Annotated in this window: 21 protein-coding genes; 9 read left to right on the top strand and 12 right to left on the bottom strand. The window is 71.2% G+C overall.

Translation table 11 applies throughout. From position 1 onward, the window contains the following. Window position 1: 1 nt before the first annotated feature. Window positions 2–547 carry a hypothetical protein gene (locus POF73_RS23520; protein WP_272118694.1) on the top strand — a complete coding sequence of 182 codons (546 nt, stop codon included), beginning with the start codon at window positions 2–4 and terminating at the stop codon, window positions 545–547. Then, window positions 537–1,592, top strand: a complete 1,056-nt coding sequence (locus POF73_RS23515; RefSeq protein ID WP_272118692.1) for a serine/threonine-protein kinase — start codon at window positions 537–539, stop codon at window positions 1,590–1,592. The genes POF73_RS23520 and POF73_RS23515 overlap by 11 nt, the downstream gene beginning before the upstream one ends. Window positions 1,593–1,608: 16 nt before the next feature. Here POF73_RS23515 and POF73_RS23510 read toward each other — a convergent pair whose 3' ends face one another. After that, entirely contained in the window at window positions 1,609–2,895 is a 1,287-nt protein-coding gene (locus POF73_RS23510) for a streptophobe family protein (RefSeq protein WP_272118690.1), read from the bottom strand. A gap of 221 nt (window positions 2,896–3,116) precedes the next feature. Here POF73_RS23510 and POF73_RS23505 point away from each other — a divergent pair, with 221 nt between their 5' ends. The 3 genes from POF73_RS23505 to POF73_RS23495 all read left to right on the top strand — a co-directional run bounded on the left by POF73_RS23505 (window position 3,117) and on the right by POF73_RS23495 (window position 5,474). Next, complete coding sequence (locus POF73_RS23505; protein WP_272118688.1) at window positions 3,117–4,313, top strand: DUF6777 domain-containing protein; 1,197 nt, start codon at window positions 3,117–3,119, stop codon at window positions 4,311–4,313. Between the two features lie 99 nt (window positions 4,314–4,412). Then, window positions 4,413–4,868 (top strand): ATP-binding protein, encoded by a 456-nt coding sequence (locus tag POF73_RS23500; RefSeq protein WP_272118686.1) that lies wholly within the window; start codon window positions 4,413–4,415, stop codon window positions 4,866–4,868. 111 nt (window positions 4,869–4,979) lie between these two features. Further along, entirely contained in the window at window positions 4,980–5,474 is a 495-nt protein-coding gene (locus POF73_RS23495) for a helix-turn-helix domain-containing protein (RefSeq protein WP_272118684.1), read from the top strand. A 38-nt stretch (window positions 5,475–5,512) separates the two neighbouring features. Here POF73_RS23495 and POF73_RS23490 read toward each other — a convergent pair whose 3' ends face one another. The 3 genes from POF73_RS23490 to POF73_RS23480 form a co-directional block, all read right to left on the bottom strand. Continuing rightward, window positions 5,513–6,115 carry a ClpP family protease gene (locus tag POF73_RS23490; RefSeq protein ID WP_272118682.1) on the bottom strand — a complete coding sequence of 201 codons (603 nt, stop codon included), beginning with the start codon at window positions 6,113–6,115 and terminating at the stop codon, window positions 5,513–5,515. Window position 6,116: 1 nt separating this feature from the next. Further along, window positions 6,117–6,755 (bottom strand): ATP-dependent Clp protease proteolytic subunit, encoded by a 639-nt coding sequence (locus tag POF73_RS23485; protein ID WP_272118680.1) that lies wholly within the window; start codon window positions 6,753–6,755, stop codon window positions 6,117–6,119. Between the two features lie 87 nt (window positions 6,756–6,842). Continuing rightward, complete coding sequence (locus POF73_RS23480) at window positions 6,843–8,057, bottom strand: epoxide hydrolase family protein (RefSeq protein ID WP_272118678.1); 1,215 nt, start codon at window positions 8,055–8,057, stop codon at window positions 6,843–6,845. A gap of 135 nt (window positions 8,058–8,192) precedes the next feature. Here POF73_RS23480 and POF73_RS23475 point away from each other — a divergent pair, with 135 nt between their 5' ends. After that, window positions 8,193–8,675, top strand: coding sequence for a VOC family protein (locus POF73_RS23475; protein WP_272118676.1), 483 nt, complete (start codon window positions 8,193–8,195; stop codon window positions 8,673–8,675). 39 nt (window positions 8,676–8,714) lie between these two features. Here the strand turns inward: POF73_RS23475 and POF73_RS23470 are convergent, their stop codons facing one another. The 5 genes from POF73_RS23470 to POF73_RS23450 form a co-directional block, all read right to left on the bottom strand. Then, window positions 8,715–9,626: an SGNH hydrolase domain-containing protein gene (locus POF73_RS23470; RefSeq protein ID WP_272118674.1), complete on the bottom strand. Its 912-nt coding sequence runs from the start codon at window positions 9,624–9,626 to the stop codon at window positions 8,715–8,717. 120 nt (window positions 9,627–9,746) lie between these two features. Then, entirely contained in the window at window positions 9,747–10,625 is an 879-nt protein-coding gene (locus POF73_RS23465) for a geranyl diphosphate 2-C-methyltransferase (RefSeq protein ID WP_272118672.1), read from the bottom strand. A gap of 74 nt (window positions 10,626–10,699) precedes the next feature. Continuing rightward, on the bottom strand, window positions 10,700–11,746 hold the full coding sequence (locus POF73_RS23460; RefSeq protein ID WP_272118670.1) for a family 2 encapsulin nanocompartment cargo protein terpene cyclase: 1,047 nt from the start codon (window positions 11,744–11,746) through the stop codon (window positions 10,700–10,702). A 16-nt stretch (window positions 11,747–11,762) separates the two neighbouring features. Next, window positions 11,763–13,205, bottom strand: a complete 1,443-nt coding sequence (locus POF73_RS23455) for a family 2B encapsulin nanocompartment shell protein (protein ID WP_272118668.1) — start codon at window positions 13,203–13,205, stop codon at window positions 11,763–11,765. 432 nt (window positions 13,206–13,637) lie between these two features. Further along, window positions 13,638–14,645, bottom strand: a complete 1,008-nt coding sequence (locus tag POF73_RS23450) for a zinc-binding alcohol dehydrogenase family protein (RefSeq protein WP_272118816.1) — start codon at window positions 14,643–14,645, stop codon at window positions 13,638–13,640. A 149-nt stretch (window positions 14,646–14,794) separates the two neighbouring features. Here POF73_RS23450 and POF73_RS23445 point away from each other — a divergent pair, with 149 nt between their 5' ends. Both POF73_RS23445 and POF73_RS23440 read left to right on the top strand, forming a co-directional pair. Further along, entirely contained in the window at window positions 14,795–15,598 is an 804-nt protein-coding gene (locus POF73_RS23445) for a VOC family protein (RefSeq protein ID WP_272118665.1), read from the top strand. A gap of 47 nt (window positions 15,599–15,645) precedes the next feature. After that, window positions 15,646–16,326 carry a ribonuclease H family protein gene (locus POF73_RS23440; protein WP_272118663.1) on the top strand — a complete coding sequence of 227 codons (681 nt, stop codon included), beginning with the start codon at window positions 15,646–15,648 and terminating at the stop codon, window positions 16,324–16,326. A 19-nt stretch (window positions 16,327–16,345) separates the two neighbouring features. Here POF73_RS23440 and melC2 read toward each other — a convergent pair whose 3' ends face one another. Both melC2 and melC1 read right to left on the bottom strand, forming a co-directional pair. Further along, the gene (gene melC2, locus POF73_RS23435; RefSeq protein WP_272118661.1) at window positions 16,346–17,170 is read right to left on the bottom strand and encodes a tyrosinase MelC2; all 825 of its coding nucleotides are present in this window, start codon (window positions 17,168–17,170) and stop codon (window positions 16,346–16,348) included. Between the two features lie 34 nt (window positions 17,171–17,204). Continuing rightward, window positions 17,205–17,576 (bottom strand): apotyrosinase chaperone MelC1, encoded by a 372-nt coding sequence (gene melC1 / locus POF73_RS23430; RefSeq protein WP_272118659.1) that lies wholly within the window; start codon window positions 17,574–17,576, stop codon window positions 17,205–17,207. A gap of 360 nt (window positions 17,577–17,936) precedes the next feature. Here melC1 and POF73_RS23425 point away from each other — a divergent pair, with 360 nt between their 5' ends. Continuing rightward, the gene (locus POF73_RS23425; protein ID WP_443049608.1) at window positions 17,937–19,154 is read left to right on the top strand and encodes an FAD-dependent monooxygenase; all 1,218 of its coding nucleotides are present in this window, start codon (window positions 17,937–17,939) and stop codon (window positions 19,152–19,154) included. A gap of 7 nt (window positions 19,155–19,161) precedes the next feature. Here POF73_RS23425 and POF73_RS23420 read toward each other — a convergent pair whose 3' ends face one another. Then, window positions 19,162–20,853 (bottom strand): cholesterol oxidase substrate-binding domain-containing protein, encoded by a 1,692-nt coding sequence (locus POF73_RS23420; RefSeq protein ID WP_272118655.1) that lies wholly within the window; start codon window positions 20,851–20,853, stop codon window positions 19,162–19,164. Between the last annotated feature and the right edge of the window lie 3 nt (window positions 20,854–20,856).

The following is a 20,856-nucleotide window of genomic DNA, read 5'->3' as shown; positions in this document are numbered from 1 at the left end:
CATGACCTCCCCCGGCTTCCGGCCCACCCACGTCGTCCCCCAGCACGGGATGCCCGCCTGGGAGACCCCCGACCCCGCCCGGCCCACCGTGCCCCTCGACGCGTTTCTGCCGGTCCAGCTCGTCGAACGGCGCGGCGACTGGGGACGCATCCTGTGCGCCAACGGCTGGTCGGCCTGGGTCGACGGCCGTTTCCTGGTCGCCGTACCCCAGGACCCGCCCACCGCCGACGGCGGCCCACCCGCCCGCACCGCCGACCCGCGCCCGCTGCTCGCCCGCACCGAACGGGTGCTGGCCGGCTACCGTTCCGCGGTCGAGGACCTCGCGGCCGGCGGACTGGACGGCGAGACCTTCCGGGTCCGCACATCGGGCCTGCGGATCGGGGTCGTCGTCGACGGCGAGTCCATGTGGCTGTACGACACCGAGCACGGGCGGTGGACGTATGCGGACGGCGCACGGCTGAGCACCTACGCCACGGACGACGGACCCCGCGCCACCGAGGACCCCGGCCACGCCCCGACCCAGGTCGTGACCCCCGATGGCCCGTGACACGAGCCTGTTCTCCGGCCGGCCCTCCGAGCTGATCGGCCGGCAGGTCGCGGGCTACCGCATCGAGCGCGAGGTCGGCCGGGGAGGCATGGCCGTGGTTTACCGCGCCCGGGACCTGCGCCTGGAGCGCACCGTCGCGCTCAAGCTCCTCGCCCCCGAACTCGCCCGCAACGACACCTTCCGCCGCCGCTTCACCCACGAGTCCCGCACGGCCGCCGCGATCGACCACCCGCACATCGTGCCCGTCTACGAAGCGGGCGAGACGGACGGCGTCCTGTACATCGCCATGCGCTACGTCGACGGCAGCGACCTGCGCCATCTCCTCGACCGCGAGGGCCCGTTGACGCCTCCGACGGCCCTGCGCATCGCCGCACAGGTCGCCTCCGCGCTCGACGCGGCGCACGAGCACGGACTGGTCCACCGGGACGTGAAACCCGGCAACATCCTCGTCGCCCGCGGCACCGACAGCGACCACCCCGAGCACGTCTACCTCACCGACTTCGGCCTGACGAAGAAGTCGCTGTCCCTGACCGGGTTCACGACCGTCGGCCAGTTCGTCGGCACGCTCGACTACGTGGCCCCCGAGCAGATCTCCGGCCGGCCGGTCGACGCGCGCTGCGATGTGTACGGGTTCGCCTGCGTGCTCTACGAGTGCCTCGCGGGCCACCCGCCGTTCCGCCGCGACGACGACATGGCCCTGCTGTGGGCCCACCAGTACGACGAGCCACCGCCGCTGACCGAGGCCCGCCCGGACCTTGCCGCGCGGGTCGACGCCGTGTTCGCCAGTGCCCTCGCCAAGAGCCCCGACGACCGCCACGACTCCTGCCTCGCGCTGGTCGCCGACCTGCGGGCGGCTGTGGCCGGTGGCGCGGGCGCCGGGCACGCGGCGACGGAGGTCGACCTCAAGGCCGTAGGGCTGCGGAAGGGATCGGCGGATGACGGGGCGCCGAAGAAGTCAGGCGCAGCGGGACGACCGGAGACGTCCGCCACCGACACGCCGAAACCCCCGCCCCACTGGGCCGAGCCGGTCTTCCGGCGTCGGTGAACGCATGCCGGCCCGCTCATCCCCGCGGGGGTGCCACCACCTCACCCCTGTGCCGTACCCGCCGCGCCGGCAGCCCGCCGAGGAACCCGGCGACCAGCCCCCACAGCAGCGCAAGGCCGACCGCGCTCCACACTTCCGGCCTCAGGAACAGCTCCCCGCCCAGATCCCCGCCGAGGTCGCCGATGCCCAGTACCGACAGACCGTAGTGCGCCGCGATACGACCGACGAGACAGATCATCAGCACCGTGAGCGCCAGTGCGACCGCCAGGTGTACGGCGTGCTGCCAGGCGCGCATCCGGGACGGTGAACGCCTCGCCATCACGTAGGCGGCGGCCAGCAGCAGCACCGTATCGGCCACGACCAGCCACCACACCCGGCCGTCGTGCTCGGCGAGCGTGCCCAGATTGAGCTCGGCGGCCTCCCGGCCGCGCAGCACCTCGTCGAGAGCATGCGGCATGGGCAGCCCGAACGGCCCATCCACCCTGCCGTTCCAGGTGGCGCCCAGCCCGAGGGTCAGGGCCAGCCACATCAGGTTCGGCATGCCGAGCAGGATCACGGCGAAGGTCTCGGCCGCGTGCCCGCGGGTCGCCGCGACGACCAGACCGATGACGACACCGAGCCCGACCCATGCCAGCAACAGCAGCACCATGGCATACGCGGCGGGCCGCACCGATTCCTGGAAGCGCAGCAGCCGCCCCGGCAGCGGGGCCCCGCGCGAGACCAGCAGGGCCAGCACCAGCACACCCGCCAGCCACAGCAGGCCGAAGAACAGGGTCGCGGGGACGTCCGTGGTGAAGCCGACCTCCGGGGAAATGCCGAACAGATCACCGAGGTCGCCGAGCGTGTCCTGCCCGAGGTCGTCAAGGGAGAGGGAGAAGGTCTGGCGGGCGGTGAACGACAGCGCCAGCAGCGCGACCAGCCACAGTACGGCGACCTTGGCGGCCCACCCGGCCAGCTCCCGGGTGCCGGCGACCGCCCGGTGCCTGAGCGGCCGCAGGAATCCGGCGGCCAGGACGAGGGCGCCGACGAGCGTGACCGACAGCGGGACCACGGTCAGCCCGGCATCGGACTCGGCCAGTCCTCCGGCGTTCCCCGAGAGCTCGATCGTGCCGCCGACCGCCGTGACCACGGTCGCCGCGACGACCCTCGGGAAGGCGTTGTCCGGCAGCTCCGCGGCCCCGGCCGCCCACAGCCCCAGCGCGGCGACCACCCCCATCGAGACCAGCCCGGCCAGCACGGCACCGAGCGCCTGCGGCCAGCCATGACGGGCCACGGCCGGGCGAGAGGGGGTCGGCACGCTCACCCTGCCCACGCTAAGCAGCACCCCCGCGGCGCGCCCGCCGGGAGGTCCGTCCGCGTCGGCTTGCGAGCGGCACGGGACCCACGCACAGATTGGAAACCATGCGGAAAGCTCCAAAAGGGGCAAAGGTGGATGGGAGAGTCAACGGCGTGGGAGCCAACCGAGACTGAGCGTCATAGGAATCCCACGTCGGGAAGAAGGCTTCGAGTAGGGAAGAAGGCTCCGTGAGCGTCGAACCTCCGTCGTCCGGCCGCCCCACAGGGCCGCCCTCGGGCCCCCTGTCGGGCCCCGCCCAACCGCCCTCCGGCCCGCCCTCGCAGCCGCCGGACGGCGGCGGTGCCGGAGCGCCCGGCCCCGAACCCCATCACCCCTGGTGGCGGCACGCACCCCGGATCGCGGTGATCACCTTCGTGGCGGTGGCCGCCGTGGTCGTCGCCGTCATCCTGTCGCGCGGCGACGGCGGCGGCAGCGCGCAGAGCGGGGAGGTCTTCCTCCAGGCCGCGGGCAAGACCGGCCCCGACCCGTTCACCGAGTCCACCGCGACGGACGGCTCCGCCCCGCCCGTCACCCCGTCCGCGCCCACCGAGTCGGCGCCCTCCAACGCCGTACGCGGTGTCGACGGGGGAGCGGCCGGCCTGTACGGCGGCACCCGCAAGGTCGCCGCCTGCGACGTCGAAAAGCAGATCCAGTACCTCAAGGCGGTCCCGGCGAAGAACAGGGCGTTCGCCTCTGTCGCCCGCGTCGAACCCGCCGACGTCCCCTCCTATCTGCGCTCGCTCACGCCCGTCCAACTGCGCCTGGACACCCGCGTCACCAACCACGGCTACAGCGACGGCGCCGTCACCAGCTACCAGGCCGTCCTCCAGACCGGCACGGCGGTCCTCGTCGACGACCGCGGCGTGCCCCGGGTGCGCTGCGCCTGCGGCAACCCGCTGACCCCGGCGGTCGCCCAGCAGGGCACACCGAAGCAGACCGGTGACTCCTGGCCGTCGTACAGCTCCTCGAACGTCGTGGTGGTCGCGCCCTCGACGACGGTCATCAACGTCTTCGTGATCTTCGACCCCGACCACGACGAGTGGATCTCCCGGCACCGCGGCGACGACGGCGGCAAGGACAAGAAGACCCACCGGCCGACGAAGCCCTCCCCGTCGGTGAGCATGTCGACACCGACCTCGCCCGGCACCCCCACCACGTGCGTCACGCTGCCCGACGACGCCACCGCGACGCCCACCGGTTCGGTCTCCCCCTGCCCACCCACGTCGACCGCCCCCTCGTCCCCGTCGACGAGCCCGGAGACGACGACGTCGGAGCCGACCACCAAGCCGGAGACACCGACCTCCCGGTCGGCGCCGGACACGGATACGACAACGACGTCACAGTCGGCGTCCACCACGAGCGAGACGGCGTCTGCGTCGCTGTGACGTACGGCGCCACCTGGGTAGTGACTGCGGGGCTCCGCTCTGGGTACGAGGACTGGTGCAGTAGTGTCCGGCCAGTTCCGGCTTCCGAGAGAGAAACGCATGATCGAGCACGTGGACGGGGCAGTGATCCAGACTGGTTTCGACGTGCCCGTGGAACCGCTCAGGCGGGCGGCGCACTACAGCGGTGAACCAGGATGCATCGCCGAGGCGCGGTCCTTCGCCGCACTGTTCCTCGGCAGACTGAGAACCGAGTGGTGCGCCACGATCGCCGAGTCCGCCCAGGACAAGGTGCTCCTGGTGGTGAGCGAGCTGGTCACCAACGCCGACCGGCACAGCAACGGGCCGTACATCCTGGACCTGGAGGGCACGGACGACGCGGTGACGGTCAGCGTGTACGACAGCAGCTCCGCCCTGCCCCGCCGCTTCCCCAGGGATCCGGAACGGATCGGCCGGCACGGGCTGGAGATAGTGCACGCGCTGGCGGCGGAGGTCGCCGTGGAACGCGTACCGGTGGGCAAGCGGGTGCGTGCGGTGCTGCGGCTGAGCGACGAGTGACGAGTAGCCACTGACGAGTGCCGGGTGCGGCCGGAGTTAGCCGAGCGCGATTTCCCCCAGGGCAGAACGCTGATCCCTTCCCCCGGCGCCGGACGCTCCTAGGCTGGGCGGGTGAGCGAACAAGCGACGAACGAAGCCCGCGTCATTCCCCTGCGCCCGCCCGCCGTACGTCGGCCCGCCGCCGGCCCGTCGGCCCCGCGCCCCGGAACGACCCGCCCCGCGTCCGAACGCCCAGCCACCGCCGCCCCCGTGCCGACCACGCCCCCACCCGCCGTGCGGCCCGCAGCGCCCGCCTCCAAGGAGCCCCTGTGGCGCGACCTGGTCGGCGACGTCCTGCGCCGTGAGCGCCTCGCCCAGGAGCGCACACTGAAGGACGTGGCCGACGCGGCCCGGATCTCCATGCCGTACCTATCGGAGGTCGAGCGCGGCCGCAAGGAGGCCTCCTCGGAGGTCCTCGCGGCCGCCGCCCACGCCCTGGGACTCGGCCTCGGCGACCTGCTGTCGCTGGCGCAGGGCGAGTTGGTCCGGCTTACCAGCCGCCAGCTGCCGGGCGGTCACCGCGCCAGGACCGGCACGCCGTACAACGGGCTGTGCCTGGCGGCGTGAGACCCCACCGCCCGGCCGGGTGAATCCGAGCCGGCGCCTCAGACCCCCACGAGGCGCCGACTCACCACCTCGTCGGCCAGCCCGTACGCCACCGCTTCCTGCGCCGTGAACACCTTGTCGCGGTCCATGTCCGCGCGCAGCGTCGCGACGTCGTGATGGGTGTGCCGGGCCAGCACCTCCTCCACCTGCGAGCGGATCCGGACCATCTCCTTGGCCTGGAGGGCGAGGTCGGACACCATGCCCCGGCTCCCTCCGCTGGCGGGCTGACCGAGCAGCACGCGCGCGTGCTCCAGCACGAACCGCCGCCCCGGATCCCCACCGGCCAGCAGTACGGCGGCCGTGGACGCGGCCTGCCCCACGCAGAACGTGGAGATCGGCGCCTGCACGTACGTCATCGTGTCGTAGACGGCCATCAGCGAAGTGAACGAGCCGCCGGGGGAGTTGATGTAGATCGCGATCTCGCTCTCCGGAGCCGCCGACTCCAGATGGAGGAGTTGCGCGATGACGACATTGGCGACGCCGTCGTCGATCTCGGTGCCGAGGAAGATGATCCGCTCCGACAGCAGCCGGCTGAACACGTCGGAGGACCGCTCGCCGTGCGCGGTCCGCTCGACGACGTACGGAATCGTGTAGTTCCCCATGTCACAGCCCCATCCGTCGCTTCGAGGCGGCCGGGCGGACGTCCGCGAGGGACTCCACGACCCCGTCCACCAAGCCGTACTCCTTGGCCTCCTCGGCCGTGAACCAGCGGTCGCGGTCACCGTCCCGGGAGATGTTCTCCGCGCTCTGGCCGGTGTGCTCGGCGGTGATCCGCTCGATGGTCCGCTTCGTGAACTCCAGGTTCTCCGCCTGGATCTCGATGTCCGCGGTGGTGCCGCCGATCCCGGCCGACGGCTGGTGCATCATGATCCGCGCGTTCGGCAGCGAGTACCGCTTGCCCGCGGTGCCGACACTGACCAGGAACTGGCCCATGCTGGCCGCGAAGCCCATGGCCAGCGTCGAGACGTCGTTCGGGATCAGCCGCATCGTGTCGTAGATGGCGAGGCCCGCATGCACCGACCCGCCCGGGCTGTTGACGTACAGGCTGATGTCGGTGCGTGGGTCCTCCGCCGACAGCAGGAGCAGCTGGGCGCAGACCCGGTTGGCGGAGGTCTCGGTGACCTCGGTGCCGAGGAACACGATGCGCTGGGCGAGCAGTTGGGCGGCGAGATGGTCGTCGAACCGAGTCGGCGGCGCGTCGCCCTCCTCGGCCCGGGGTGCGAGCGTGGCGAGTGGAGTCATCAGGTCTCCTCGTGGTGGTCGGGATGCCGATGACTCCACTGTTGACCTCGGACGACGCCGATGACCGGTTTCTCTGCCCGTGGCAGATCAGCTGACGGCAGAGGCCTTCCGCAACTCCCGGAAGAACGCCCGTACATCGCCCACCAGCAGCTCCGGCTGCTCCATCGCCGCGAAGTGCCCGCCCCGGTCGTACTCCGTCCAGCGCACGATGTTCTCCGTGCGCCCCGCCTTGTGCCGCAGCGGGATCAGCGGGTCGCCGGCGAACGACGCCACCGCGGTGGGAGCGGTCGAGGGCTCGTGCGGGGCGGCGATCCGGTCGCCCTCGGCGTGGGCGCGCTCGTAGTAGACCCGGGCCGACGAACCCGCCGTGCCCGTCAGCCAGTACAGCATCACGTTGGTGAGCATCAGATCCCGGTCGACGGCCTCCTCGGGCAGCATCTCGGAGTCCGTCCACTCCCGGAACTTCTCGACGATCCAGGCGAGTTGACCGACCGGCGAGTCCGTGAGCGCGTACGACAGGGTCTGCGGCCGGGTCGACTGCACATGGAAGTAGCCGGCCCCGTCCCGGAAGAACCGGTCGAACCGGCTCCACGAGGTGAGCGTCCGCTCCCGCTCCTTGGGGCTCAGCACCGCCAGTTCCTCCGGCGTCGGCTCGGTGACCGCCTGCGCGCCGGGCAGCAGATTGAGGTGGATGCCGATGACCCGGTCGGCGTGGACACGGCCCAGCTCACGGGAGATGCCCGCCCCCCAGTCACCGCCCTGGGCGCCGAACCGGTCGTAACCGAGGCGCGACATCAGCTCGACCCAGGCATCGGCGATCCGCCGTGCCTCCCAGCCCGTCTCCCGGGTCGGCCCGGAGAACCCGAAGCCCGGAATGCTGGGCAGCACCACATGGAAGGCGTCGGCCGGGTCGCCGCCGTGTGCGGCCGGGTCCGTGAGCGGCCCGACGATGTCCAGGAACTCCACGATCGAACCCGGCCAGCCGTGCGTGACGATCAACGGCGTGGCGTCGGGCTCGGGGGAGCGGACGTGCGCGAAGTGCACATGCGCGCCGTCGATCTCGGTCGTGAACTGCGGCCACTCGTTCAGCCGCGCCTCGGCGGCCCGCCAGTCGTACGTGTGCCTCCAGTACCGCACCAGCTCACGCAGATAGTCCGAGGGCACGCCGTACGCCCATCCCACCCCGGGCAGCTCGTCGGGCCACCGGGTGCGGTCGAGGCGGTCGTGGAGGTCGTCGAGATCGCTCTGCGGTATGTCGATGCGGAAGGCATGGATGCCGCGGTGCGCGGGCGAAGACGTCATGCCCGCGATGGTAGATCCGAAAGGTGTAGCGGCCACCTGGATTAATCGGCGTCACGACCGATGAGTTTCGCGGGGAGGATCGGTCGACACAGATGACCGGTTCCACGCCCCGGTTCCACGCCCCAGGAGGTAGTCATGGCAAGCGACGGTTTCACCACGTGTCTCTGGTTCGACGGCCAGGCGGAGGAGGCCGCCCATTTCTATGTCTCCGTCTTCAAGAACTCCAGCGTAGGCAAGGTCGCCCGCTACCCCGAGGGAGCGATGCAGCCCGCGGGAAGCGTGATGACCGTCGAGTTCACGGCCAACGGACACAAGTTCCTCGGGCTGAACGGCGGCCCCGAGTTCAAGTTCACCGAGGCGACCTCCTTCATGATCTTCTGCGAGAACCAGGAGGAGATCGACTACTACTGGGCCAAGCTCACCGAGAACGGCGGCGAGCCCGGCCCCTGCGGCTGGCTCAAGGACCGGTACGGCGTGTCCTGGCAGGTCGTCCCGGACCGGCTCGACGCGATGATCACCGACCCGGACCCGGCGAAGGCGGCCCGTGCGACCAAGGCGTTCATGGCGATGCGCAAGTTCGACATCGCCGCCCTGGAGAAGGCGTACGCGGGGGAGTGAACCCCACCCCCGGGCCTGCCCACGCTCGGCCTCCCCGCCCTACGCGTTCTCGCGGATCACCCGGGTGATCTCCAGGGCGATCCGCCGGATCCCGGGGGAGCGGACCGGGCACGGCTTCGGCGTCGACGTCGTGGGCGCCAGACAGAAGTGCAGATAGTCGTCGTCACGGTGCAGCGCGGTGCGGTCGCGGCCCGGCTGGGTGCAGTACCCGGGGTGTGCGCGCTCGTACGCCGTGCACGGCAGGTGCTGGACCCAGGAGTAACGGGCCCCGGTCGCGCTCACCGTCCTCCCCGCGTCGGCGAGCAGGTCGCCCGAGGCCCCGGCCCGCAGCTCGTACAGGGCGTTGACCCGCCGGACCCGGTCGGGAGTGATCGGGTCCGGGCCCTGCAGCACCCACACGATCCGGGCCTGACCGGCCGCCGAGATCTGGTCGGCGAGCCGCTTCATGTCGGCCTGGTACCGCCTGAAGTACTTCTCCGGCGAGGCGTCATGGGTGATGCCGTCCATGCACGGCGTGTAGCCCCACGCGTTGCCCCAGAACTGCAGCACCACGAAGTCGGGCCGCAGCCTGCGCACCAGGGCGGCCGCCTTGTCCGCGACCGGGACCAGCGACCGCTCGCCCGTGCCCTCCAGGTAGTCGCACAGCGTGGTTCCCGAGTACGGCGCGCTCGTGTACGTCGCCCGTAGACCCCGGCGCAGCTCCTGCCCGAGCACCTGCTGCGCCTCCATCGCGAGCGAGTCGCCCAGATACAGCACGCTGGGCGCCTTCGCCGGGGCGCCGGCGGAGGGCGTGGCCGCCGTGCTCGGGGAGGCCGGCGCCCGCTGCTGTGTGGTGGCCGACGCCCGCGGCACCTCCGGGGGCGCGGCGGTCTCGGGCCCGGACGCCGGATCCCCGCAGGCACCGAGCAGCACGGCGGCCAGCAGTACCCCGACGAGCCACGGCTTGCGCATACGGCAACTCCCGCCCCGGACACCGAAAACGGCTCCCCAGGCAAGCACAGCCGGGCCCAAGGGGGAAGACACGCGTCGGCCACGGGGAACCCCCGTGGCCGACGCGGGCCCGGTCGTCGCTCAGACGCGGTCCGCCGCGATCAGCAGATACTGGAAGCTGCCGTTGCGGTACGCGTTGAGGAACGTGTCCTCGATCCCGGTCACCAGGTGGTCGGCCTCACGGCGCAACTCCCAGTAGGGGATGGTCGTCTCCGTGAGGTCCTGCACATGCACCGGGACGAGCCGGTTGCGGGCCATGGCGCGGAAGTACGCCGAGCGCGGGTGGATGTCGCAGATGTAGTGGGCGTTGATGAGGGACACCTCACGGGAGGCCTGCCCGTAGGTGTCGTTGTAGCAGCCGGTGATGACCACGTAGCGGCCGCCGCGGCGCAGCAGCCGGGCGTGCTCGGCGAACAGCAGGTCGAGCTCGACGTACATGGTGGACTCGTTGTTCCAGGAGGCCGCGAACGCTCCCGTCGGCAGCCCGGTGTCCAGCATGTTCCGGTGGTGGTAGCGCACCCGGTCGTCGATGCCCCGTTTGCGGGCCTGCGCGTTGGCGAACTCGGCCTGCTTCTCGGAGATGGTGACCCCGTCGGCCTCGCAGCCGTGGCGCAGATGGGCCACGACGCTGCCGCCGCCGCGCCCGCAGCCGGCGTCGAAGACCCGGTCGGCGGGCGTCAGCGGGCCGAGACGGGAGGCGAGCAGTTCGGCCTGGGCGTGCTCCAGCCGGTGCAGTTCGGCGGTGATGAGTTCCCGGCGCCGGACGGGGTCGGGTTCATCGAGCATGGAGCGGTCGGCGTCGCCGATGCCGTAGTGGTGGTGGTACAGGTCGTCGAGCTTTCCGAGTTCGAGGTTGACCGGGTTCTCCTCGGCGTTCCAGTAGTCCGCGACGCGGGTCTGGTACGTGGACTGGGACGGCACCTTGGCGTTGGTGGTGCCGGCTTCGGGGGCGATGGTCAACGGTGACTCCTCGTGCTGGTGCGTGTGACGTTCTGTCATTCGTGCGCGCATTACCCGTAGTTGGCGGTCGCGGATTACCAGTAGTTGGGCAGGTGGTAGCGGTGGGTGTTGGTGGCGTGCCACTCGTGGTTGCCGGCCACCCAGTCGGACAGCCCCTGCGCATAGCGCTCCACGAGAGGTGAGGTGGCGGCGAGCAGCGCGGACTCCTCCTCGAAGGCCTCCATGATCCGGTTGTGGATCTCGACGGCCTTCAGATAGGCGGCCTTCAGCCCGCACCGCTCGTTCGCGGCGACGACCTGCGGCAGATTGAGGTGGGTCGGGTCGCTCGCCAGCTCCTTGGTGAAGGAGTACAGGTCGTTGACGATCGTGGTCGCATTGCAGGCCAGCGCCGTGATCCGCTGGATCTCGGGCCGTGCGTAGACCGGCTCGGGCAGCTCGTAGCCGTCCACGGCGTCCACGATCGACAGACAGGGACGGAAGTTGTTGAACTGCCGCATCACCAGGTACTCCCAGACCCGGGGCACATACCGGGTCTCCGCCCAGGCGGCCTCGGCGAGGTAGCCCAGGTGCAGCCTGGCGATGTCGTGCACGAAGCGGTCGGCCTGGCTGGGCGTGGCGACGGCGGCGTAGTCCTGCATGGCGAAGTGGTACGAGCGCAGCGGACCGTCGGCCCGCACCCCCTCGCGCCACTCCTCCTCCAGTTCCGGAATGCCGTGGAAGGGGTCGATCGCGGCCTGTGCCATGATCAGCCGGCCCCCGAGACCGCGGCGCGCCCCGCCCCGGCCCTCGTCCTCCTCGCAGTAGCAGGAGTCGACGACGTTCTCGGCGAGCAGGAACTCTCCGGCGACCGTCAGCCGGTCCAGATCGACGGCCTGCGGATGCTGGAGCACCACGGCCCGCCCGAACTGGAACCCCGCGAAGTCCCCGTTCCACGCCTCGGGGAACAGGTCGAGGCGCCGCGCCCAGTCCTCCAGCCTGCGGTCGACCTCCGCGGCCTTCTCCGGGTCGGCGGGGGCGACCTCCCGGTACCGCAGTCCGGGGATGGCCCCGCCGCGCCGGGTGCGCACCGCGCTCGCCAGATTGGGCGGGCCCGGCAGCGAGAAGGGGGGCGACGTGCTCATGGCTTGCTCCACGCGGTCACTCGGCCGTCCGGCCGATCTGGGCGTTCTCCAGGATCCCGACCGCGTCGGGCACGAGGATCGCCATGGAGTAGTAGGCGGTGACGAGGTAGCGGATGATCGAGTTGGCGTCGATGCCCATGAACCGCACGTTCAGACCGGGCTGGTACTCCTCCGGGATCCCGGTCTGGTACAGCCCGATGGCGCCCTGGTCGCCCTCTCCGGTGCGCAGCGCGATGATGCTGCTGGTGTGCTGCGGGCTGATCGGGATCTTGTTGCAGGGAAAGATCGGCACCCCGCGCCAGGCCGGGATCTCGTGCCCCTCGACGCTCGCCGTGCCCGGCACCAGACCACGCCGGTTGCACTGCCGGAAGAACGCCGCGATCGCCTTCGGATGGGCGATGAACAGCTTGGTCTTACGGCGCATCGACAGCAGTTCGTCCATGTCGTCCGGGGTCGGCGGCCCGGAGAAGGTGCTGACGCGCTGCCCGTAGTCGACGTTGTGCAGCAGCCCGAACTCCCGGTTGTTGACCAGCTCCCACTCCTGGCGCTCGCGGATCTCCTCGATGGTCAGCCGCAGTTGCTGCTCGGTCTGGTTCATCGGGTTGTTGTAGAGGTCGGCGACCCGGGTGTGGACGCGCAGCACGGTCTGGGTGAGGGACAGCTCGTACTCGCGCGGCGCGAGGTCGTAGTCGACGTAGCCGCCACCGATCGTGGGCTCGCCGACATGGCCCGCCTGCACCGGAACATCCGCCTCGCCCTTGCGGTTCATGGGCAGGCTCTGCTGTGCGGCGTAGGCCTGCAGGTGCGCCGCGAGGGACGGCACCCGGTCGGTGAACTCCTCGACCACCGTCCAGGGCAGGACGAGCAGCACGCCGGCGGTCTCCGCCCGCACCGAGCTCAGCCACAGCGGGTCGTCCCGGCCGATGGCCTCGTCGCCGAGCTGGTCGCCGTCGGTGACGACGCCGAGGATCTCCTCCTCGCCGTACTTGCCTTCGGTGAAGCGGGTGAACCGGCCGTGCACCACGAGGTAGGCCTCCGTGACCGGCTGCCCGGCCTCGACCAGCACCTGACCGGCGCGGACCTCACGGACCCGGAACCGGGTGGCGACCTCCCTTAGCACGTCGAGGTCGGCGTAGCCGCGCAATACCGGCAGCTCGGTGAGCGTCTCGGGGATGACCTTGATGTCGTCGGCGCCGTTCTGGTCGAACTGCACCCGGCCCCGGCCGACACGGAGTTGCAGTCGGCGGTTGACCCGGTAGGTGCCGCCCTTCACGTCCACCCAGGGCAGCATCCGCAGCAGCCAGCGCGAGCTGATGGCCTGCATCTGGGGTTCGGACTTGGTGGTCGTGGCGAGCTGCCGTGCCGCCTGTGTGCTGAGACTGGTGAGCTGACCGTCGGACTGGGGATCGGGCTCGGGTTCGTCGATGGCGGGACCGGTGGCGCTGTCCGGAGTGGACACATTCCCTCCCGGGAGGTGAGCTGGCTGGCCGTGCGCGCGTCCTAGCCAAACAGCCGCCGTGACAGCATGATCAGGGCGTGAACGGGGCGGCTTCAGGACCCTGGAGGTGCAAACCTGCCGCGTGGGGCAGTGATCGAACCGTGAGTGCCCCCGCTCCCCTCCCGTGCTCCCGCACGCCTGAATCGCGACGCTGGGGTGCCTGTCCGGCGGATCATGCCGGCGTCGCGGGGGCCGGCACGCCCTCCCCAGAGGGGGGACCCTCAGTCGCGTTGTCGCCGGTTGCCGACTCCCCGACGCTCGAAACACCTCGCGCGGGGGGACCCCCATCGCGTCGCCGCTCGCCTCCGCCTTGCAGCTGCACGCACCAGACCCCGCTCACCTGCGTCAATGAGATGCCGCCTTCTGCAGCCGGCCTGATCCGCCGGACAGGCACTAGGACAGGTCGTTCACCAGCACCGCCGCCCCGTCGAACCGGCCCGCCTTGAGATCCCGCAGTGCCTCGTCGGCCCGCGACAGCGGATAGGTGTGCGTCGTGGCGTGGACGCCGTGCTCGGCGGCGAGCGCCAGGAACTGACGGCCGTCCTCGCGCGTGTTGGAGGTGACGCTGCGCAACTGCTTCTCGTAGAAGAGGTCGCTCTCGTAGCGCAGCGCCGGCACGTCGCTGAGATGGATGCCGGCGACCGCCAGCGTGCCGCCCCGGTCGAGCGCCCGCAGCGCCACCGGGACCAGGTCGCCGACGGGCGCGAAGAGGATCGCGCTGTCCAGCGGTTCCGGCGGTATCTCGTACGCGTCGCGCGCCGAGGCGGCGCCCAGATCGAGCGCCAGCTTCCGCGCGGCCGCGCCCCGCGTCAGCACATGCACGGTGGCGCCCTCGGCCAGCGCCACCTGCGCGCACAGATGGGCGCTGCCCCCGAAGCCGTACAGCCCGAGCCGGCCGCCCGCGGGGAGCGCCGCCCGGCGCAGCGCGCGGTAGCCGATGATCCCGGCGCACAGCAGCGGGGCGAGCGTCACGTCGTCGACGTCGCCGGGCAACCGGTAGGCGTACGCCGCCGGTACGGTCGTGTACTGCGCGTAACCGCCGTCGGCGTCCCAGCCCGTGTACCGCGAGGCCGGGCACAGGTTCTCGGACCCGCGCGCACAGTAGCCGCAGCTGCCGTCGGTGCGCCGCAGCCAGGCCACCCCCACCCGCTCCCCGGCCTCGAAGCCACGCACCGCCGCCCCGAACCCGGCCACCACGCCGACGATCTCGTGCCCCGGCGTCACACCCGGCCGGCGCACCGGCAGATCTCCCTCGACGACATGCAGATCCGTACGGCACACCCCGCACGCCCGCACCCGCACCAGCAGTTCGTCGTCCCCCGGCACCGGAACCGGCTTGCCGACCAGCCGCAGTGACCCGGCATCCACCGGCCCCGGCTCGACCACCGACCACGCGCGCATCGTCCCGTCCGCCATTCCGAGCCCCGTCCTTCGAGCGGCCGTCTCCCATCCAGTCTGGGACGGAACCGGGCGTTCGGCGCGCGACCCGACCGCCCGGTGACTAGCGTGAGAATCCGGACAGCTCACCGATCCCGGAGAGGGCCGCAGCCATGGCCGTGCAACCTGAAGGAACCCCCTGTTGGGCCGATGCGATGTTCAGTGACGTCGAGGCGGCCAAGAGCTTCTACGGCGACGTGGTCGGCTGGACCTTCGGCGAGGCGTCGTCGGAGTTCGGCAACTACACCCAGGCCTACGCGAACGGCAAGGCCGCCGCCGCGGTGGTCCCTCCCATGCCGGGCCAGGAGGGCATGTCGCAGTGGTGCCTCTACTTCGCCTCCGCGGACGTCGCCGCGACCGCCGGCAGGATTCGTGAGAACGGCGGCGAGATCCTGATGGAGCCGATGGCGGTCGGCGACTTCGGCAGCATGTGCCTGGCCCGCGACCCGGGCGGCGTCGTCTTCGGCCTGTGGCAGGCCGGCACCCACGAGGGGTTCGAAACGGAGCCGACCGAGTCGGGCGCCTTCTGCTGGGCGGAGGTCTTCACCCGCGAGCCGGAGAAGTCCGACACCTTCTTCGCCGCCGTCTTCGGATACCGGCAGCAGCAGATGGAGGACGACGCGATCGACTTCCGCCTCTACTCCCTCGGCAAGGACACCACCGTCCTGGGCCGGATGAAGATGACCGACGACTTCCCGCCCGAGGTACCGCCGTACATCAACGTGTACTTCAGTGTCCCCGACTGCGACGACGCCGTCGCCAAGGCCACCAAGATCGGCGCCGTGCTCCGCTTCGGTCCGATGAGCACCCCGTTCGGCCGGTTCGCCGCGCTGAGCGACCCCCAGGGCGCGAACTTCTCGGTGATCGACACCAGCACGACCGAGGGAGAGATGCCGGGGCTCAGCGACGTCTCCTGAACGACTCCGCGACCGGGCCCCCGGCCCGCCCATGGCATGATCGGCACATGCGTGAACGAGTTGTGGCCGCGTGCGACGGGGCATCGAAGGGAAATCCCGGGCCGGCGGGCTGGGCCTGGGTCGTCGCCGACGAGACGGAGACCCCGGCCCGCTGGGAGGCGGGGCCGCTCGGCAAGGCAACCAACAACGTCGCGGAACTCACCGCGCTGGAGCGCCTTCTCACCGCGACCGACCCCGGCGTGGCGCTGGAGATCCGCATGGACTCGCAGTACGCCATGAAGGCCGTCACCACCTGGCTGCCGAACTGGAAGCGCAACGGCTGGAAGACGGCCGCCGGCAAGCCGGTCGCCAACCAGGATCTGGTCGTGCGCATCGACGAACTGCTCGACGGCCGCACCGTCGAGTTCCGCTACGTCCCCGCCCACCAGGTCGACGGCGACCCGCTCAACGACTTCGCCGACCGCGCCGCCAGCCAGGCGGCCACCGTGCAGGAACCGGCGGGCAGCGGCCTCGGCTCCCCGCAGCCGCCGGCCTCCCCGGACACCCCGCCGGCCACGGCCCCGCGCCGCAAGGCGGCGACCGCCCGCAAGAACGGCAGTTCCTCGCGCACCATCAAGGCCAAGTTCCCCGGCCGCTGCGTCTGCGGCCGCGGCTACGCGGCGGGCGAGCCTATCGCCAAGAACACCCAGGGCTGGGGCCACCCGGAGTGCCGCACCGCCGACGCCTGACCGAGCCGCCCGGCCTGACTCAGGCCGCGTCGAACGTGTAGTACGCGGTGTGGTCCAGCAGGTCGGCGGGACGCACGTCGTTCCAAGGCTTCATCGTGTCGTTGAGATCGACCACGTTCGGCGTCCCGGCCGTCGGCACATAACCGGAGTCGGGGTGCCGACGCTGCCAGTCCGCCCACAGCTTGTCGATATAGGCGTGGTGCATCCAGAACACCGGGTCGTTGGGCGACATCCCGGTCGCCATGTGCCCGCCGACCCACACATGCACCCGGTTGTGCAGATTGACGCCGCGCCACCCTTCGAGGTGGTTGCGGAAGCCGTCCGACCCGCTGTTCCAGGGCGCCATGTCGTACGTCGGCATGGCGAGCACGGACTCCACCTCGGCCCGTGTCGGCAGTTCCCGTACGGCGGTGCCGAGGGAGCGGCGCAGGAACGTACGGCCGTCGACGCGCACATTGATCGACCAGTTGCCGGACGCCGACGCGAACGGGCCGTCCATGACCTGTCCGTCGCGGCTGCGCCCGGTGCCGCCGAGGAAGTCGGGCGCCCACAGCGAGGACCGTGTCGAGCGGTCGGTGGTCCAGTCCCAGTACGGCAGCGCGACCGAGGCGTCCACCTCCTGCAGCGCGCGCTCGAAATCGAGCAGGAATCTGCGGTGCCAGGGCAGGAAGGACGGTGAACGGTGGCCGGTGCGTTCCCCGTTGTCGGTGTCGCCGACGATGAAGGCGTTGTGCGTGGTGACGAACTCGTCGTAGCGGCCGTTGCGCTTCAACTGCACGACGGCGGCGACGAATCGGCGCTTCTCGTCGGTGGTCAGGGCGGCCTGGTTCTTGCGGACGGTCATGGTCGCTGGTGCTCCAAAGTGCGGGTACGGCAGGTCAGTTGGCGGGGAAGGGCAGGAGTGCGGCGCCCTGCAGCTCGTCCACGGCGGCGCGGGCGGCGGCGCGCGGGGTGGGCACCGGGTCGTAGTGGCTGACGACGCTGATCCAGCTGCCGTCGGCGTTGCGCATCACATGCAGCTCGACCCCGTCGACGAACACGGCGTATCCGCCGCCGTGATGCTCGTGGCCGCCGCCCGAGACCGGCCGGCCCGCTATTCGGCGGCCCTTGTAGACCTCGTCGAAGGACGTCGGGGCGTGGTGGTCGTGCTCGGCGGCGGACGCGGTGAGGGCGGTGACCGCCGGGACGCCGGCCGCGGTGGCGAGGGCGGCCGCGGCGGTGAGCGCGCGGCGACGGCTGAGTTCCGGCATACGGACCTCCTGGGTTCGTTCGATGGTGCGTTCGGTTGAGGACTCCGTATGCCTATCCGGACCGAGGAGAGCGGGAGAAATCGGTCGGTAGTGGTTGGCTCCGATCCGGACAATTAGTCACATGTCGTGCAAGTTTGAACGAGGGTGATCTTGCTGTGGACGGCGCCCGCGTATCCCCGGAATGAGCAATTCCTTCTCCTGGGGATCGCGTTCCCGGTGGTCCTTGGTGGGCGGGAGGGTCCTTCGTGGTCTGTCTCACCCGCGGAAACTGGCGCGATTCAAAACGCCAGGGATCGACGCACCCGCCCTGCTACCCTGCGATGCCGAAATGACCGCTTTGAGCAATTTTCAGGGGTGTGTGTGAAGGTCGCGTGCGTCGGCGGCGGACCCGCCGGCCTGTATCTCTCGATCCTGCTGAAGCTGCGGGACCCGTCCCACGACGTCACCGTCCACGAACGCGACCCGGAGGGCGCCACCTACGGCTGGGGCGTCACCTACTGGCGCACCCTGCTGGACACGCTGCACGAGCACGACCCCGAATCCGCCCGCGCCATCGACGAGAGCTCGGTCCAGTGGCGGGAAGGCGTGGCCCACGTACGGGACCTGACGACCCGTCGGCCCGGCGACGAGGGACGCGGCATCGGCCGCCACCGGCTGCTGGAGATCCTCACCGCGCGCGCCCGCGCACTCGGCGTACGGCTGGAGTTCGAGCACCGGATCACCCCGGACACCCTGCCCGCCGCCGACCTGGTCGTGGCCGGCGACGGAGTCCACAGCGCCCTGCGCACCCGCCACGCCGACCACTTCGGCACGAGGCTCATGGCGGGCCGCAACCGCTACGCCTGGCTCGGCACCAGCAAGGCCTTCGACGCCTTCACCTTCGCCTTCGTCGAGACCGCGCACGGCTGGATCTGGTGCTACGGCTACGGCTACGGCTTCGGCCCCGAGGCCGGCACCTGTGTCGTCGAGTGCGCCCCCGAGACCTGGACCGGCCTGGGCCTCGACACCGCGAACGAGGCCGCCGGACTGGCCCTGTTGGAGAAGCTCTTCGCCGCCGTCCTCGACGGCCACCCCCTCATCGGCCGCTCCGGCGCCGACGGCACCGCGCAGTGGCTGACCTTCCGCACTCTCACCAACCGCACCTGGCACCGCGGCAACCTCGTCCTGCTCGGCGACGCCGCCCACACCACCCACTACTCCATCGGTGCCGGCACCACCCTGGCCCTGGAGGACGCCATCGCCCTCGCCGACGCCCTGCACGAGCACGCCTCGCTCCCGCAGGCCCTCGCCCACTACGAACGGGCCCGCAAACAGGCCCTCCTGCCCGTCCAGAGCGCGGCCCGCTACAGCGCTCAGTGGTACGAGAACCTGCCCCGCTACATCGACCTGCCCCCGCGGCAGATGTTCGCCCTGCTGGGCCAGCGCCACTCACCCCTGCTGCCCCACGTACCGCCCCAGCTGTACTACCGGCTCGACCGGGCGGCCGGACAGCTGGAGGCCTTGCGCCGCCTCAAGCGCTGGCTCGGACCGAAGGTCGCCCGCACCGTGCACGCCAGGGCGCTGACGTCCCGCAGATAGCCGTACCTCACCGGAACAGCCGGTCGAGGAAGGCGTTGCCGAACACCCCGTGGGGGTCCAGCCGGTCCAGGGCCCCGGACGCCTGCCCCCACACGTCCTCCCCGAAGGAGCCGGGCACCACCGCGTCCAGCATCTCGTCGTCGCTCCAGGCGGCCTCGTCGGTGTAGGCCCAGCCCTTCGACCACTCGACCCGGGGCATGGCGTACCCGCCGTCGAAGGTGCGCAGCATGAACTGCTCGATCTCACGCAGGAACGCCTCCGCGTACGGCGTCCCCGGCAGCGTCAGGATGTTCAGCCACACGGCGGTGTCCCACTCGGGCCGGTCGTCCCGGGGCCGGAGCGCGGACAGCAGCGGGGTCCGCGCCCCCTGCGAGCCGACGTCCGCCGGATCGTCCACACCGGTCACCCGGATCTCCAGCGAGCCGTTGACCGGGAAGTGCCCCCGGTCGGCGTACGCAGTGAGCCGTTCCCGGTAGAAGGCGGTGAACTCGGCGACGACACGCTGCACCTGGGCCCGGCTGGTCAGCACCGCGCAGCCGTTCGTGGCGATCCTCAGCGTCGTCGGCCGCAGATACAGCAGCGTGTTCCTGGACGGCCCCCAGATGTCCGCCGACAGGGTCGTCACCAGCCCGAGCGCGGCCACGTCGTACTGCGCGTTGCCGAGCACCGGCGCCAGATACCAGGCCCCGTCCGACACCATCCGCCCGACCAGTTCCGCCACCGGGCGCGGGACGTTGTCCGAGAACGGGTAGTTGTACGGCCCCGTGACATGCCGTGAAGTCAGCGGCCGGGTGGGGGAGACGCTCCACACCTTCAGCCACGGGAACTCGGTGAACGCGAACCAGATCGCCTCGACCCGCCCGGCCCGGTCCAGGTGGCTCGCCAGGGTGCGTCCCCCGTCGCCGGGCGCGGCGAAGAGTTCACCGGCCGGGATGTCCGTACGGCTGACGCACCGCAGGTTGCTGTTCGCGCCCACCCGCAGCACGACCTCGGTGACCAGGGACCGGCCCAGATGGGTGAGCAGCGCCGCGCAGTCCGCGTCGGCACGGTCGTAGGTCCGCAGTACGTAGGCGCCACTGGCCTCGTCCCAGACGACGGCCGTCAGCGACAGCACCAGATTGCTCAGCGAGCCGTACGTGTGCCCGGGCAGCCGGTGTTCGCCCCGCGCCGGTACGGCCGTGCCGTGCGCGTCGATGGCCAGGGCGCCGCCCAGCGTGAGGTTGCCGGGCGCGGGCGCGGCGGTGACGCCCAGGCCGTGCCCCTCCAGGTGGGTGAGCAGGGCCTCCAGAGTGACGCCGGTGGAGGCGCGCACGGAGTTCGCCGACTCCAGGGACAGCCCGGTGAGATGGGAGGCGGTGTCGACGAGGAGGACCGGCGCGTCCGACGGAGTGCCCCGCGTGATCGTCAGGGGTGACCAGCCGTGCGAGGCGCCCCGCGCGCGGACCCGCCAGCCGTGCCGCCAGGCCCAGTTGACGGCGGCGACCACCTGGTCCGGGTCGGCCGGAGCACAGGCCCACAGCCCGTCGGCGGTGATCTCGCCGACCCAGTTGCGGTACGCCGAGCGGTACAGCGCCACCTCCGTCGGGAAGTCCGGTAACTCCTGTGCGGCGACGGCCGGATCGGCCGGGAGCAGGACCGGTATGGCGGCCAGGGCGGCGGTGGTGCGCAGGAAGCCTCTGCGGCTGACGTCGTCGATCACAGG

This window comes from Streptomyces sp. HD (genome assembly GCF_028369295.1).
Lineage (GTDB): Bacteria > Actinomycetota > Actinomycetes > Streptomycetales > Streptomycetaceae > Streptomyces.
The sequence above is the reverse complement of the archived record's forward strand: the minus strand, read 5'-3'. Positions and strand labels throughout refer to the sequence as shown.

Coding starts and splice junctions, on each gene's coding strand:
- POF73_RS23520 (WP_272118694.1), top strand. CDS start 2: ATGACCTCCCCCGGCTTCCGGCCCACCCACGTCGTCCCCCAGCACGGG.
- POF73_RS23515 (WP_272118692.1), top strand. CDS start 537: ATGGCCCGTGACACGAGCCTGTTCTCCGGCCGGCCCTCCGAGCTGATC.
- POF73_RS23500 (WP_272118686.1), top strand. CDS start 4,413: ATGATCGAGCACGTGGACGGGGCAGTGATCCAGACTGGTTTCGACGTG.
- POF73_RS23490 (WP_272118682.1), bottom strand. CDS start 6,115: ATGGGGAACTACACGATTCCGTACGTCGTCGAGCGGACCGCGCACGGC.
- POF73_RS23485 (WP_272118680.1), bottom strand. CDS start 6,755: ATGACTCCACTCGCCACGCTCGCACCCCGGGCCGAGGAGGGCGACGCG.
- POF73_RS23480 (WP_272118678.1), bottom strand. CDS start 8,057: ATGACGTCTTCGCCCGCGCACCGCGGCATCCATGCCTTCCGCATCGAC.
- POF73_RS23475 (WP_272118676.1), top strand. CDS start 8,193: ATGGCAAGCGACGGTTTCACCACGTGTCTCTGGTTCGACGGCCAGGCG.
- POF73_RS23470 (WP_272118674.1), bottom strand. CDS start 9,626: ATGCGCAAGCCGTGGCTCGTCGGGGTACTGCTGGCCGCCGTGCTGCTC.
- POF73_RS23460 (WP_272118670.1), bottom strand. CDS start 11,746: ATGAGCACGTCGCCCCCCTTCTCGCTGCCGGGCCCGCCCAATCTGGCG.
- POF73_RS23450 (WP_272118816.1), bottom strand. CDS start 14,645: ATGCGCGCGTGGTCGGTGGTCGAGCCGGGGCCGGTGGATGCCGGGTCA.
- POF73_RS23445 (WP_272118665.1), top strand. CDS start 14,795: ATGGCCGTGCAACCTGAAGGAACCCCCTGTTGGGCCGATGCGATGTTC.
- POF73_RS23440 (WP_272118663.1), top strand. CDS start 15,646: ATGCGTGAACGAGTTGTGGCCGCGTGCGACGGGGCATCGAAGGGAAAT.
- melC2 (WP_272118661.1), bottom strand. CDS start 17,170: ATGACCGTCCGCAAGAACCAGGCCGCCCTGACCACCGACGAGAAGCGC.
- melC1 (WP_272118659.1), bottom strand. CDS start 17,576: ATGCCGGAACTCAGCCGTCGCCGCGCGCTCACCGCCGCGGCCGCCCTC.